General features: G+C 38.2%; 10 protein-coding genes and 1 riboswitch. Of the genes, 3 read left to right on the top strand and 7 right to left on the bottom strand.

The window, feature by feature from the left end; genetic code table 11:
- Positions 1-246 precede the first annotated feature (246 nt).
- Positions 247-1,446 (bottom strand): helix-turn-helix domain-containing protein, encoded by a 1,200-nt coding sequence (locus tag AC4G3L_RS09355; RefSeq protein WP_491076685.1) that lies wholly within the window; start codon positions 1,444-1,446, stop codon positions 247-249.
- Between the two features lie 152 nt (positions 1,447-1,598).
- On the opposite strand from AC4G3L_RS09355, the gene AC4G3L_RS09350 reads away from it, so the two are divergent.
- Complete coding sequence (locus AC4G3L_RS09350) at positions 1,599-2,867, top strand: MFS transporter (RefSeq protein ID WP_491076684.1); 1,269 nt, start codon at positions 1,599-1,601, stop codon at positions 2,865-2,867.
- A gap of 356 nt (positions 2,868-3,223) precedes the next feature.
- Here the strand turns inward: AC4G3L_RS09350 and cdr are convergent, their stop codons facing one another.
- The 3 genes from cdr to gntK form a co-directional block, all read right to left on the bottom strand.
- The gene (cdr, locus tag AC4G3L_RS09345) at positions 3,224-4,870 is read right to left on the bottom strand and encodes a CoA-disulfide reductase (protein ID WP_491076683.1); all 1,647 of its coding nucleotides are present in this window, start codon (positions 4,868-4,870) and stop codon (positions 3,224-3,226) included.
- A 243-nt stretch (positions 4,871-5,113) separates the two neighbouring features.
- The gene (locus AC4G3L_RS09340; protein WP_491076682.1) at positions 5,114-6,604 is read right to left on the bottom strand and encodes an amino acid permease; all 1,491 of its coding nucleotides are present in this window, start codon (positions 6,602-6,604) and stop codon (positions 5,114-5,116) included.
- A gap of 90 nt (positions 6,605-6,694) precedes the next feature.
- Positions 6,695-6,899, bottom strand: a riboswitch (Lysine riboswitch).
- Positions 6,900-6,999: 100 nt separating this feature from the next.
- Positions 7,000-8,538, bottom strand: a complete 1,539-nt coding sequence (gene gntK / locus AC4G3L_RS09335) for a gluconokinase (protein WP_491076681.1) — start codon at positions 8,536-8,538, stop codon at positions 7,000-7,002.
- A gap of 173 nt (positions 8,539-8,711) precedes the next feature.
- Here gntK and AC4G3L_RS09330 point away from each other — a divergent pair, with 173 nt between their 5' ends.
- Both AC4G3L_RS09330 and AC4G3L_RS09325 read left to right on the top strand, forming a co-directional pair.
- Positions 8,712-9,260, top strand: coding sequence for a TlpA family protein disulfide reductase (locus AC4G3L_RS09330; RefSeq protein WP_491076680.1), 549 nt, complete (start codon positions 8,712-8,714; stop codon positions 9,258-9,260).
- 128 nt (positions 9,261-9,388) lie between these two features.
- A complete protein-coding gene (locus AC4G3L_RS09325; RefSeq protein ID WP_491076679.1) occupies positions 9,389-9,568 on the top strand; it encodes a hypothetical protein in 180 nt (59 codons plus the stop codon).
- Between the two features lie 47 nt (positions 9,569-9,615).
- Here AC4G3L_RS09325 and AC4G3L_RS09320 read toward each other — a convergent pair whose 3' ends face one another.
- The 3 genes from AC4G3L_RS09320 to glpK all read right to left on the bottom strand — a co-directional run bounded on the left by AC4G3L_RS09320 (position 9,616) and on the right by glpK (position 14,153).
- Entirely contained in the window at positions 9,616-10,680 is a 1,065-nt protein-coding gene (locus AC4G3L_RS09320; protein ID WP_491076678.1) for a lactonase family protein, read from the bottom strand.
- Positions 10,681-10,820: 140 nt separating this feature from the next.
- Positions 10,821-12,491, bottom strand: a complete 1,671-nt coding sequence (locus tag AC4G3L_RS09315) for a glycerol-3-phosphate dehydrogenase/oxidase (protein WP_491076677.1) — start codon at positions 12,489-12,491, stop codon at positions 10,821-10,823.
- A gap of 168 nt (positions 12,492-12,659) precedes the next feature.
- The gene (glpK, locus tag AC4G3L_RS09310; RefSeq protein WP_491076676.1) at positions 12,660-14,153 is read right to left on the bottom strand and encodes a glycerol kinase GlpK; all 1,494 of its coding nucleotides are present in this window, start codon (positions 14,151-14,153) and stop codon (positions 12,660-12,662) included.
- Positions 14,154-14,208: the final 55 nt, after the last annotated feature.

Here is a 14,208-nt window from a genome sequence, read left to right as displayed (position 1 = left end):
TACAAAAGCAATCGCTTTCGCAATAAAGAATGGATATGTTTAAATCAGTAGATAGGGGCTCATTCAACAACAGCAGAACAAAACTTGGATTGCTCTTAGGGGGATTATGGAAAGTTATTTCTATCTGAGAATCTTTAGAATGCTATTTTCTGACAGATGAATTATTCCTCTAAGAACAACTAAATAGAAATCAAAACAAAAGGAACTGATTTTTAGAAAGGTTCATCAAATGATGGAATTCATTATTCAGTTCCCTTTTTCTTGTAACAATTTACTCCTAACCTCAACGGCCAATTTATAATAGACAGATTTCGGCATTCTCCTTAATAAATCACCTGTTCTATTAATTTGATTCAAGGCTTCATCCTTATAACCCTGTTGATTCAAGCATAAAGCGATATATACCCCGGCGGATTGCACCATTGCTACATCAATTGGATGGACCAAAGCATTTGATAGCTTGCATTTACTCAGACTTTCCATAGCTTGATCTATTTTACCCAAACCAAATAAAGCCTTTCCTTTCTCCAAATAATAGAGTTCTTCTACCTTTTCTGGCATACCTGCGTATTCTTCTATATAGTTTAACGCTGCTGCATAGTCCTTTGTTATTTCATTATGATAAACCGCATATAAAACTGGAAACATCATCAGAGCTATCCTATTCTCAGAAAATACCGCATATTGCTCAGACTTTTTTATTAGTCTAAGAAACTCCCTTTCATCCTTCATCATAAGCGGATAATTGGCAGCAATCCTGTATATATCATCCATCCGATAATATACATTCGTATCATTTGATAATTTTATAGCTTCCTGCATCTTCAAATAGGCTTTTTCATATTCCTCCAATGCCATTAGGTCGATCCCCTCATCCAATAAAAGCTTTAACTGGAAAACAATATTTTCTTCCAAGCCATTACCAGTGTATTGCTTTCTGATTTCATTCAAAATGGATAATGATTCATTCCATTTCCCATGCCACATACAATATTGATGATAGAACCATAAGGTTTCAGCACTGTCTAAGAATAAGGAGTTCTTCTGAAAATAGACAACAGCCATTTCCATATATTTTTGCATATTGGGTTTATCCATTTGGAGACCTGCCTCTGCATACAAGCTGTATAATTTCGCTTCCATAACACCCCGGGGCATATTATCGGAAACGACTTTTGATAATTTATTGTATATAGCTGAGTAGTTTTTTTTATTTAGATTATCCTTAATTTCATTCAGTAAGGGTAAATAATCCTCTTTTTCATTTAGAAGGTCTCCTGGTTCACAACCAAGTTTTTGAGCAATATAGGTAAGTACGCTCATTGAAGGAGTGGCTTTGTCGTTTTCAATTTGACTTAACATTCCTTTTGTCAATCGATCTCCAGCCAATTCAGATTGAGTAAGCCCCATCGCTTTCCTTAATGTTCTTATTTTATTTCCCAGCATGAATTCTCCCTCCTTATGGAAAGTATACGGTACTATATTCATATTCACAAATAAAAGTTTAATTATTTTAAACTTTCTATTGACTTACCAAAATATGTATTTATATAATAAGTTTAATAATATTAAACTTTTAAACCAAAGGAGAATAGTCTATGAGTGTAGGTTATACGGAAGCAGAGCAAGATCGATTAAGCGCAAGAAATATCTTATTGTTTGTCTTAGGAAAATTTATCTCGTTGTTTGGTTCAAGTATCTATTCATTTGCCATTGGATTATATATTTTAAAAGTTACCGGTTCAGGTACGAGCTTCGCCCTTGCTCTTGTATTTGCGTCTGTACCCCGAATTATTTTCGGTCCGATTGCCGGAACACTTGCAGATCGCTTTAATCGAAAAACTATTATTATTTTATCTGAAATTTTAAGTGGATTACTCATGTTTTTCATGCTTGGCTATTCTCATTTTTTTGGGCTTCCGCTTGCATTACTGTATAGCTCTGAAGTTTTATTAGCCATCTTTTCTACCTTCTTCTCTGTGACTGCATCTTCAACCATTCCCTCAATGGCAGGGGATCATTCCATACAAAAAGCAGGTTCTTTAAATCAATCGGCTTCATCCCTTGCCGGAATTCTCGGTCCAATCATTGCTGGTATTCTATATGGATTCATGTCTATTGAAGGAATTATTCTGCTAAATGGAATTACCTTTACCATCGCTGGTGTCATCGAGTTATTTATTATTTTCAACCTGTATGCGGAGAAAACGATAGAACAAGAAAAACAGCGATTTCTGAAAAGCATGACAGAAGGATTCTCCTATTTAAAGGAAAATGTTTTTTTATTCTCTCTGCTGAAAGTCTCTCTTTGGATTAACTTCTTCTTTGCAGGTATAAATGTTGCTATTCCTTACATACTTAACACTTCCCTGAATTTTTCCTCACAATCATATGGAATTGCAGCTTCAATGGTATCCGTCGGAGCACTCATAACCTCTCTAATCATCTCACGACGTCCGGAAATAAAGGATAAATTAAAGAAAATCCGCCTAGGTTTAATCGGAATGGCTTTATTGGTTATTATGATAGGCATACCGCCTATGCTCGAAATAACTTCCGAAATGGTGAATGTCAGCTACTATATTCTCGTCCTTGGACTAATTGGTTCCATCATTATGGTTGTTAATATTCCGATTCAAGTATTAATCCAGCGCACAACCCCAAGCCACTATCTTGGTCGTATATTTGGATTAGTCGAAACCATTGCATCCGCCATCTCCCCGCTTGGGATGATATTATTCGGCATCTTACTTGATTACATTCCATCCTATTTTATACCGCTCATTACCGGATTTTCATTGCTCTTAATTGTCTTCCTTGCCATGCCAAAAATAAAAGAACCAAAGGAAGTCGAATTAGCAGGTTAATGAGGAAAGAAAAGCACCCAGCTGAAGTTGTCCAGCTGGGTTATTTTTTATGCTTCCATATCCATATAAATATTTAATTATAAGGGGATTTTACCGATTTTCAAGATCCATACAGCAGATTTCATCCTTGAACCAGCTGAGTTCTCCCTTATTGATACAGATTAGAGTGGTCATTTAGCTTGAATCCAGCCGTACTCTCTCTTAATCCAGCCAATCCGGGTCTTAATCCAGCCGATCTCTGAAGTTGGCTCTCTCTCCCTCCCTTTTTAACCTAATGAGTCTCTTCCAAAATAAAAAAGCTCCCTTCATGCCGCGAAATCACTAGCAAGAAGAGAGCCTTCACCTCTTATTTTTTATTATTTCTCAGGAAAAGCTTTAGAGTATAAATTGTACCCGCCATCAAGATTTTTAACTTTTATGCCATTCCCTTCAAGTATTCTGGTAGCTAAATAGCCTCTCATGCCAACTTGGCATGTAAGATACAAATCTTTATCAGCAGGAATCTCTGATAAACGATCTCTCAGCTCATCTACAGGAATATTAATCGATCCGGCAATCGCTCCTTTTGCAACCTCCTGTGGGGAACGAACATCAATTAAATAGCCTCCGTTTTCTACAATCTCATCAATTTCATGCCATTGTACGGTGCTGACCATTCCTTCTATAATGTTTGTTGCTGCATAACCAGCCATATTAACCGGATCTTTTGCGGAGGAATACGGAGGAGCATACGCTATCTCGATATCCGGAAGATCCAATGCTGTTAACCCACCTTTTATAGCTGTGGCAATGACATCAATTCGTTTATCTACACCGTCTTTTCCAACAGCCTGTGCTCCGTAAATCTTCCCTGTTTCTTTATCAAAGATCAGTTTTAAATGTAATTGGGAAGCACCTGGATAATAACCTGCATGGCTGCTTGGCGCTACATGGACAACTTCATAAGGGATATTTAAACGCTTCAAAGTCTTTTCATTGCTTCCGGTCGAAGCGACAGTTAACTCAAATACTTTTGCAATCGAAGTACCTAAAGTCCCGTTATAAACACTCTCTTTTCCATGAATATGATCGGCTACTAAACGACCTTGACGATTGGCTGGCCAAGCGAGAGGTACATAGGTATCCGTACCGTTAATGTAATCTTTTACTTCAATTACATCACCAACCGCATAAATCGAAGGATCTGAGGTTTGCAGATGCTTATTGACTTTAATCGCCTCACGTATTCCAAGCTCAAGACCGGCATCTTTCGCTATGGTACTTTCCGGTTGAACACCAATCGCCAAAAGAATCATATCAGTCTCAACTTCCTTGCCACTTTTCAAGCGAATGACACTGCCGTTCTTCTCAATAGCTGAAACACCATCTTCAAGGATTAACTCGACACCATTATCTCTCAGATGTGTATGGACGATTTGAGCCATTTCCAGGTCAATGGGCGTCATTACCTGATTGCCCATCTCAATGATTGTTACATCTATGCCGCGTTCCTTGAAATTTTCGGCCATTTCAAGTCCAATAAACCCACCGCCAATAACGACCGCCTTCTCTGGTTTTTCCTGATCCACTTTTTCTTTAATACGATCAGTATCGGGTACATTTCGAAGCGTATAAATAGATTTGGCCTCCTCAATACCCGGAATAGCTGGCCATATCGGTTTGGAACCCGGAGACAAAATTAGCACGTCGTAGGATTCCTCATATTCTTCTCCTGTTAAAACTTTCCTGGCTATTACAGTCTTATTCTCACGATTAATCTTAATGATTTCTGTCCAATTACGGATATCTAAATGATAACGCTGTCCCATTCCTTCAACCGTTTGAACCAGTAGTTTATTACGGTTTTGAATCACATCTCCTATATAATATGGAAGACCACAATTGGCAAATGATATATATTCACCTTTTTCAAACATGATGATTTCATCTTTCTCACTAAGACGACGAAGTCTCGCTGCTGCAGACGCTCCGCCTGCCACACCGCCAACAATCAAAATCTTCATTTTATATGACCTCCAGTCATTCATTTATTATGCTAATCGTAATATACCCTTTGGGGTATGTCAATTTTTCTATACCACATTGAACTAGATGATCCCACTTACAGTAGATAATTGGATTTATTTACCATCCCTTCTTTTCAACATGTATTGCTGCTTTACAGGATTCCACTAGATGACCCTAATAAAAAAGCAAACCCTATTCTTAATGAAAAGATAAAGGATTTGCCTCACCATGCATCATATTTAAAAAGCCTTTTTCAAATAATATTTTTCGTGTTGTTTAACTTCTTCCATATTTTTAGGAAGATAGCGATAGAAAAGGATTCCACTTGCAAGTAGGATAACTCCGAATATAAACGTTTTTAAATCAGCGGTTCCTTTGATAATCACCCAAATGGAGTAAGCTGTTGCCAATATAGCTATAGTGCCGTCAAAAATTCGGGATCGCATTTCTCCTGATTTATACGTCTCACCTGTCCAAACTAATTTTAACTGGAATGAGGAAGAGATTAAATAAGGGACTAAATAAGAAAGCGTCGCTATATAAATAATGAAGTCAAATGCATGGGCAATTGAATTTGAAATGGTTGAAAAGATAAATAATTGACCTAATCCATTAGAAACTACCATAGAAAAAACAGGGATATTATGCTTATTAATCTGCATGAATTTTGGTATAAATAATCCTTGTTTGGCTGCCTGATACGGTATTTCAGCACTTAATAATATCCAACCGATCGTTGAACCAAATAAACTGATTAGCCCAATCACAGCTAAAGCTTTTCCGCCAATCGGCCCCAATACCGTTTCGATAGCATCAATTAAAGGTTTTTCAGACTGAAGAAGCGCATCCTGTGTTAATAATCCCATAACAAGCGTACTAATTCCCATGTAAATGGCCAACGCAATCAATAGACCTAATATAGTCGCTCTCTTTACATCCGCTTTTTTCTTAGCCCTTGATGCGAATACAACTGCGGATTCTACACCGACAAATGCCCATAAAGTAGAAACAGCCGCAAAATTTACCTGACTAAGCAACCCTCTACTTTCCCCATCTATCACACGAGTTTCTGCAAAAGGTAGAATATTAGACTGCTCAAATGCGAACAGCCCAATGATAATGAATAATCCAAAGCCCACCACTTTGGCAGCAGTCGCAACAAAGTTTAGCTTACCTGCACTCTCCATGCCCTGCATGATAAAGAAGTGAACGCCCCAAAGCATGAGGGTACATACCAGGAATGTTAGAGCATTACCAACTTTCAGAGTAAAACTCCCTATTGTAAACAGTTCAGCTGTACTTGTCAGGCTTGGGAAAAAGGTGGATAAATAGCCAGCAAACGTAGTAATAATCGCAATATTACCAGCAAAATTACCAATCCAATAACCCCATGTTGACATAAAGCCTGATAATCTTGAAGCTAATGAATCTTCCTTAAACAATTCCTTTGCATAGATTTGCGGACCACCTGTTAAATGTGGTTTCCGTATAGCCAGATTACCAAATACTAAGGCAATCGTCAGTACACCTAAACCTGTTAATCCCCATGCCATGATTACTCCGGCAGGACTCGCTACTTCTGCTAATGTTCTCGGCAGCATAAAGATACCGGATCCCACCATATTGCCAACTACAAATGCCGTTAAAACCCATAAACCTAGTTCCTTCTTGTTGTCCACGATAATTCCCCTTCCAAAGCTGTCATAATACTCTCTCTTTGAATTATCCATTTCCGTGTCTCTTTCCGTGTAAGTAAACAAAATAAAAAACACACCTTATCATGAAGGTGTGCAACATTTATGTATAGCCACACCAGACAATAAACGGATAGTTCTCCATGGTATTCATACCCAGAGCGGTATGTCTATATTCCCATGACAGTCCTGCACCTGTTCGGATACAGTCCCAGCTGCTCTTTTCGGAAAAAAAAGAACGCTTCGGCAAATTTCCCTTTCAACCATAGTCAACAAGCTTTCCGGCTCTCTTTTTGGTTTACTAATAAAATCCGCGACCTCTACCTCATCTTGGTCTGATGAGGATTTATATTAAATTTATTCCTGTTTAAAGGATACAGGGAAAATTAGAATGTTGTCAACAAAAATCGACACGGATATACTTTAGCGCATTATTTCTGCTCAATCCATTTATTCTGATATTCTGCGATGCTTTTGTATTCTTCCTCCAGTTTTCGATATATGCTGATGTAGATAGGGATTAACTCCTCATATCTTTCTACATTTGATTGGATTGGGCTGTGAACATATGTAGTTCCTACATATTCAGATACAATGGATAAATCATCAATTTCACCGAGTGCATACCTTCCGAGTACAACAGCCCCTAAGCATGAACTTTCAATGCTTTCAGGTACATCCACTTCCTGATTAAAAATATCCGCCAGCATTTGTCTCCACAAAGCTGAACGGGCAAATCCTCCAGTTGCTCTGATTTTTTTCGGTACTCCTATTAATTCCTCTAAAGCCAATAATACAGTGTAGAGATTATAAATGACTCCCTCAAGAACTGCTCTAATCATATGTTCCTTTTTATGATGAAGCCCCAGGCCAAAGAACGATCCCCTGGCATCAGGATTCCATAAAGGCGCTCTCTCTCCTGCTAAATATGGATGAAACAATAACCCGTCTGCTCCTGGCGCCACTTCCGATGCAATCTTAGTAAGTACATCATATGGGTCTATTCCAAGACGTTTAGCTGTTTCCACTTCAGCGGAAGCGAGTTCGTCCCTCAACCATCTGAATGTCATGCCTCCATTATTTACTGGTCCGCCAACCACCCAATGCTTATCTGTCAAAGCATAGCAAAAAGTTCTGCCCTTTTCATCCGTAATTGGTTTATCAGTCACCGTACGAATGGCTCCACTGGTTCCAATGGTAACTGCCACGATGCCCGGATCCATTGCATTTACGCCCAAGTTGGATAAGACGCCGTCACTGGCACCAATCACAAAAGGGGTATCCGGCAATACACCCATTTCCGAGGCATAACCAGTATCCATACCTGATAGATAATAAGTAGTTGGGACAGGCTTAGATAAATGGTCAGTTGTAATACCGGCAATCGAAAGAGCTTCCATATCCCATTCCAAATTCTCAAGATGGAACATGCCTGTTGCAGAGGCAAGCGAATAGTCTATTAAAAATTGTTTAAATAGCTTATAAAAGACATATTCCTTAATTGAAATGAATTTATAGGTCCGATTCTTTAATTCAGGATAATCGTTTGTCAGCCACGTAATTTTGCTCAGTGGGGACATCGGATGAATCGGTGTTCCTGTCCTATAATAAATCTCTAGTCCATTCTCTTCATTTTTTATATAGTCCGACCACTTTTTCGAACGGCTGTCAGCCCATGTAATACATTCCGTTAATGGGAGTCCATTTCGATCAACGGCAATCACGCTATGCATAGCCGAACTAAAAGATACTAATGATAGCTGGTCAGGACTTATCTTACTTTCGTCCATTACTCCTTTAATGACTTCCAGAACAGCATGAAAAATCTCATCCGGATTCTGCTCAGCGATAAGAGGAGTAGGACTGTTTAATGGGTACTCTTTATGATGGGTACTAATCACAGTTGAATTATCCGAAAATAAAACGGCCTTTGTACTGGTAGTGCCAATGTCCACACCTATATAAAACATATCTATCTTCCCTCATTTCCCTAAAAACTCAATACTAGATTCTTACCTTTAATCATATTTTTATAAACAATGTAACACGTTTTGATATTAATGATTATTTTTTTCATGACTAGTAAATACTTTCTACTAACTAAAACGAACATATAAACCATAAGGGGTAGGTGACGCTTACATTGAAAAAAAACCAACTAGTTTTCCTCTTACCATTCATTTTATTCATTGTCTTTTTTATTTACATTACGTTTCACAAAGAGCCTTTATCCGAGGAATCCATTACGGTAATGACTCAAATAGGCATCAAAGAAGGCCAATCTGCACCGAATTTTGAGTTAAAGACGATGGACGGTCAAAACGTTCGTCTCTCTGATTATCGCGGTCAAAAGATACTGTTAAATTTTTGGGCATCCTGGTGTCCTCCCTGCAAATCTGAGATACCAGATCTAAATGGATTTTATAAGGAACATAAAAAAGAGAATATCACTGTATTGAGCATTAATATGACCCATGCAGAGAAAAACAATGAAGTCGTAAAATCTTTCCAAGATATGTATAAGATTAAATACCCTATATTACTTGACCAATCGGGTAATATCGCAAAAATATATGGGATTATGACCATCCCAACTAGTTATTTCATTGATACTAACGGTTTTATTCGCGAACGCATCATTGGACCTTTAGAAAAGAAAAATATAGAAACCATGATCAAAACGATAAATTAATGTTCTAATTTATAAATATACTTAAAAAACACAAATAAGACAAAATTTTACTTATACTTCCAGAAAATGCATAGTATAATAAAATCTATATAAAGCTTAATTCTAAATCAAGGGGTGTTGTTTCACGAATGAAGGCATACAATATTTTAATTACATTGATGCTTGTCCTAATCAGTTTATTGTCTATTAAAAATCTGTATACGGGTCAATGGGACATACAATATTCCATGACAAACGGTGGAATGGCAATCATAGTTTTAGGAATCTTTACAGCCTATAGACAATCCATAAAAGAACAATCCAATTAAATAACAGCTGGTATGGACTAATCCAAACCAGCTTTTTTTATTGGGCATCATTCACTTTTTCTTACGATTGCCTGAACACAAACAGGTTTCGGTAAAGGTACGCTATTTCCTGTATAAGTTGGAATCCCATCCTTATTGATTTCAAATAATACTAATGAATCAGTTTGCTCATTTGCTACAATAATAACTTTCTCTTCAGCTATTAATGTAAAATTCCTAGGGCCTTCTCCCTCAGTATGTGTGAAAGCAATAATCTCCGGAATACCTGATTCTGATACTTTATATGTGACAATACTGTCATGTCCTCTATTCGTGGCATATAGGAATTGACCATCAGGGGTAATATGCAGATCAGCTGCCGTATTTTCCTCTTTATAATCATCTGGCAAAGTAGTAATGACAGCTAACAAGGACTCTGGAATATACTGTTCATTTAGTTCAAATACAGCGACCGTATTACTTAATTCCTGGATGACATACATAATAGGCATTGTTGGGTGAAATGCGAAATGCCTTGGGCCTGATCCCGGAATAGCAGATATTTCCCCCATACTGGTAAAATCATTTGCATCATACATATAAAGTTTATCGGTACCTAAATCAGCTGCTACTACAACAGCGGAATCCGGTACAGGTACGATAGAATGAGCATGTGCAGCATCCTGCCTATCTGCCCAAACCCCTGATCCGATATGTTGATTTGTTATAGTATGTTCTCCAAGTGATCCATCCTCCTGGATAGCTATCTTTGTTACTGTGCCACCATAATTGCTGATGTATAAACAATCGTTGTTTTCATTAAGACTCACGAAACAAGGTGCCATACCATTAGTCGACTTTCGATTCAGCTCCCTTAGCTGATCTGTCTGCCGATTGATCGCATAGGAAACAACCATTCCGTATTCTACTTCACTTACCGCATATAAATGTGTTTGAGCTTTATTTATAACCAAATATGAGGGATTTTCTATCCCCGTATATTTCTCGATTAGATTCAGCTTATTTTCTTTTAGATTCAATTTGAATAAATGAATTCCGGCACTGCTTTCATCTGCATAGGAGCCCGTATAAATCATCCATTCCTGTTGAGAGTTTTTCTTTATATTACTCATCTTATCTGCCCCCGATTCATGTTAATCCATCTATTAGTTTTCTGCTTCTTCTCTATTCCCTTTTTTCAAGATATTGAATCTCAAAAAAAATCCCCACAACCAATATTTCATGGATTGTGGGAATCTTGCTTGTATTCGCTTTAGTTCATAACTGGCTCAGATTCCGGATGAGCTGCATCATGCAGCTCAGTTTCAAGCTCTTCTGTATAAGCTTCTGTCTGCTGATCCGTCCAGTGCAGGACTTGTTTCATATAGGAAATCACTTGGTTTTTATATTCATGTACATGTGCAATATCGAATAAAATCATACTCGTTCTGCGATTAAAGAAATCAAGTGGTGTATACGCTAATTCATATTCAATCGCATAGCACAATTTTGTGAACACTGATAATGGCAAACCAATCTCTTTAGCTTTTTCTTTATTTTTGCGTGCTATTTCAAAAAGGAGTGGTGCATTGGATCCATATTTTGAAATAATCTCTCTTGCTTCCTCATCTGATAATCCAGTGCCGACTGCTTTTTCTTTTGTTTTGCTTATATAGGAATTAAATTTTGATGAACCGCCAACCCGGCCTCCGGATATTGGCATTTTTTCTGTATAGCAGCTGCTGAAATGTTTATACCCTTCATCTCTGAATTGTTTAGCTACCAAATCTAATACCATTTCTGCCATTTTTCGATATCCTGTTAATTTGCCGCCTGCAATGGTAATTAAGCCAGAATCAGATATCCAAGTTTCATCTTTCCTGGAAATTTCCGAAGCATCTTTTCCCTCTTCGCTGATTAAAGGACGAACACCGGCCCAGCTGGATTCAACATCCTCTTTGGTTACTTTAACGGAAGGGAACATATAGTTAATGGCATCCAATATATAATCCCTGTCTTGATCTGTCATTTTCGGATTTATCGGATCTTGATCATAAAATGTATCTGTTGTTCCAACATAGGCTTTACCTTCACGTGGAATTGCGAAGACCATTCTTCCATCTGGTGTATCAAAATAAACCGCTTGTTTCAGTGGGAAACGAGACTGGTCGATGACTACATGTGCACCTTTAGTAAGCTGCAGTACTTTCCCTTTTTTCGAATGGTCTTTTTCACGTATAAAATCTACCCATGGACCAGTCGCATTAATAATTTTTCTCGCTTTAATCTGGAAGGTACCCCCGTCCATCATATCCTTTACATTCACACCAACAATCTTTCCATTTTCATAGATTAAATCCTCTACCTTGGCATAATTCAGCAAGCTGGCTCCTTGATCGAACGCTTCTTTCATAACTTCCATTGTCAGGCGGGCATCATCTGTTCTGTATTCAACATAATAGCCACCGCCCTTTAACCCTTCTCTTTTAACCAGTGGGGCTTTTTCAATCGTTTCTTCTTCTGTTAGCATCGTGCGGCGTTCTTCTTTTTTTACTCCAGCAAGAAGGTCATACATACGCAATCCAATGGAGGTAGTAAATTTACCAAATGTACCCCCTTCATGGAAAGGCAGTAACATCCATTCAGGTGTAGTCACATGAGGGCCGTTTTCATACACGATAGCTCTTTCTTTCCCAACCTCTGCCACTACTCCTACTTGCATTTGTTTTAGATAGCGCAATCCTCCGTGGACCAGCTTAGTCGAACGGCTTGATGTACCGGCTGCGAAATCCTGCATTTCAACGAGACCAACCTTCATCCCTCTCGTAACGGCATCCAAAGCAATCCCTGCTCCGGTAATTCCTCCTCCGATAACAAGAACATCAAAATGTGTATTCTGTAATTTACTTTTATATTCATGTCTATTAAAACTATTTAAACCCATACCCTTATTCCTCCTCTGTTGATAAACCTATTTATATGTAAATAAAAGAGACCACAAAATACATTACCCTATTTTAAAGGAATGTACTCGTGGCCTCTCGATTTCTATAACCAATTATTAACTTAACTTCAGTATATCATTTTTTGAAGAAAATTCTATTATATTAAATTATGATTTAAAGCTTCTTGTACTAGCAACCGCTCTTTCCCAACCATCAACCAGTTCAGAACGTTTCTCTTGGTCCATTTTAGGTTCAAATGATTTGTCGATAATCCATTGGGAAGCAATTTCGTCCTGGTTCTCCCAAAAACCAACAGCAAGTCCAGCTAAATAAGCAGCTCCAAGTGCAGTCGTTTCGTTAATTTTCGGTATTTCAACAGGTACATTTAAAATATCACTTTGGAATTCCATCAAGAACGAATTCTTAACTGCACCCCCATCGACACGCAATGTTTTCAACTCAATTCCAGATTCCTCTTCCATTGCATCAATGACAGCTTTTGTTTGATAGGCCAATGATTCGACGGTTGCTCTGATAAAGTGATCCTTTGTAGTCCCTCTTGTCAGACCGAAGACTGCTCCTCTTGCATCACTATCCCAATATGGAGTTCCGAGACCTACGAAGGCAGGAACTACATAGACTCCATCCGTAGAGTCCACTGCCCGGCAATAGGTCTCACTATCAGCAGCATCCTTAAGCATCCTTAATCCGTCGCGCAGCCATTGGATAGCGGAACCAGCTACAAAGATACTTCCTTCCAGTGCATATTCCACTTTACCATTTAATCCCCAGGCTAAAGTCGTCAATAATCCTTTTTCTGATTTAACTGGTTTTTCACCCGTATTCATCAGCATAAAACAGCCTGTTCCATACGTATTTTTAGCCATTCCTTTTTCAAAGCATGCTTGTCCAAACAATGCTGCCTGTTGGTCACCAGCAATACCTGCAATTGGGATACTCTTACCAAAGAAGTGATAATCAATCGTTTGTGCATATACTTCAGAGGACGGACGCACTTCTGGAAGCATGGATTTCGGAACATTCAATATCTCCAATAATTCATCATCCCACTCAAGGTCATAAATATTGTACATCATCGTTCTTGACGCATTTGAATAATCCGTTACGTGTGCTTTACCGCCGGATAGCTTCCAGATAAGCCAGGTATCGATTGTTCCGAATAATAATTTTCCTTCATTGGCTAAATCACGGGCCCCTTCCACATTATCCAGGATCCACTTAACCTTTGTCCCCGAAAAATAGGCGTCTATTAATAAGCCAGTTTTGGTATGAAAAAGATCATTATGGCCAGCATTTTTCAATTCCTCACATATATCTTTTGTTTGGCGGGATTGCCATACAATCGCATTATAAATAGGTTGACCTGTCTCTTTGTTCCAAACTACTGCTGTTTCACGCTGATTGGTAATTCCAATTCCTTCTATATCTGTGGCCTCTATACCTGATTCTGATAGACAGCCTGCAATTACAGCCAGCACTGAACCCCAAATTTCATTGGCATTATGCTCCACCCAGCCCGGCTTAGGAAAGTACTGCGTAAATTCCTTTTGAGCACTATGTACAATTTCCCCTTTTTTATTGAATAAAATAGCTCTGGAACTAGTTGTCCCCTGATCAATTGATAAAATATATTTCTCCATTTTTTTCATCTCCCATCTACTAATTTTTATATTATAATCGATTTCTATAAAGTTA

It is taken from the genome of Bacillus sp. z33 (genome assembly GCF_058313615.1).
Note: the sequence above shows the minus strand (reverse complement) of the source record. Positions and strands in the feature narration are given on the sequence as shown.

Bases quoted from the DNA above. Each gene is read 5' to 3' on its own strand.
- AC4G3L_RS09350 (WP_491076684.1), top strand. From the start codon at position 1,599: ATGAGTGTAGGTTATACGGAAGCAGAGCAAGATCGATTAAGCGCAAGA.
- AC4G3L_RS09315 (WP_491076677.1), bottom strand. From the start codon at position 12,491: ATGGGTTTAAATAGTTTTAATAGACATGAATATAAAAGTAAATTACAG.
- AC4G3L_RS09325 (WP_491076679.1), top strand. From the start codon at position 9,389: ATGAAGGCATACAATATTTTAATTACATTGATGCTTGTCCTAATCAGT.
- cdr (WP_491076683.1), bottom strand. From the start codon at position 4,870: ATGAAGATTTTGATTGTTGGCGGTGTGGCAGGCGGAGCGTCTGCAGCA.
- gntK (WP_491076681.1), bottom strand. From the start codon at position 8,538: ATGTTTTATATAGGTGTGGACATTGGCACTACCAGTACAAAGGCCGTT.
- glpK (WP_491076676.1), bottom strand. From the start codon at position 14,153: ATGGAGAAATATATTTTATCAATTGATCAGGGGACAACTAGTTCCAGA.
- AC4G3L_RS09340 (WP_491076682.1), bottom strand. From the start codon at position 6,604: ATGGATAATTCAAAGAGAGAGTATTATGACAGCTTTGGAAGGGGAATT.
- AC4G3L_RS09320 (WP_491076678.1), bottom strand. From the start codon at position 10,680: ATGAGTAATATAAAGAAAAACTCTCAACAGGAATGGATGATTTATACG.
- AC4G3L_RS09355 (WP_491076685.1), bottom strand. From the start codon at position 1,446: ATGCTGGGAAATAAAATAAGAACATTAAGGAAAGCGATGGGGCTTACT.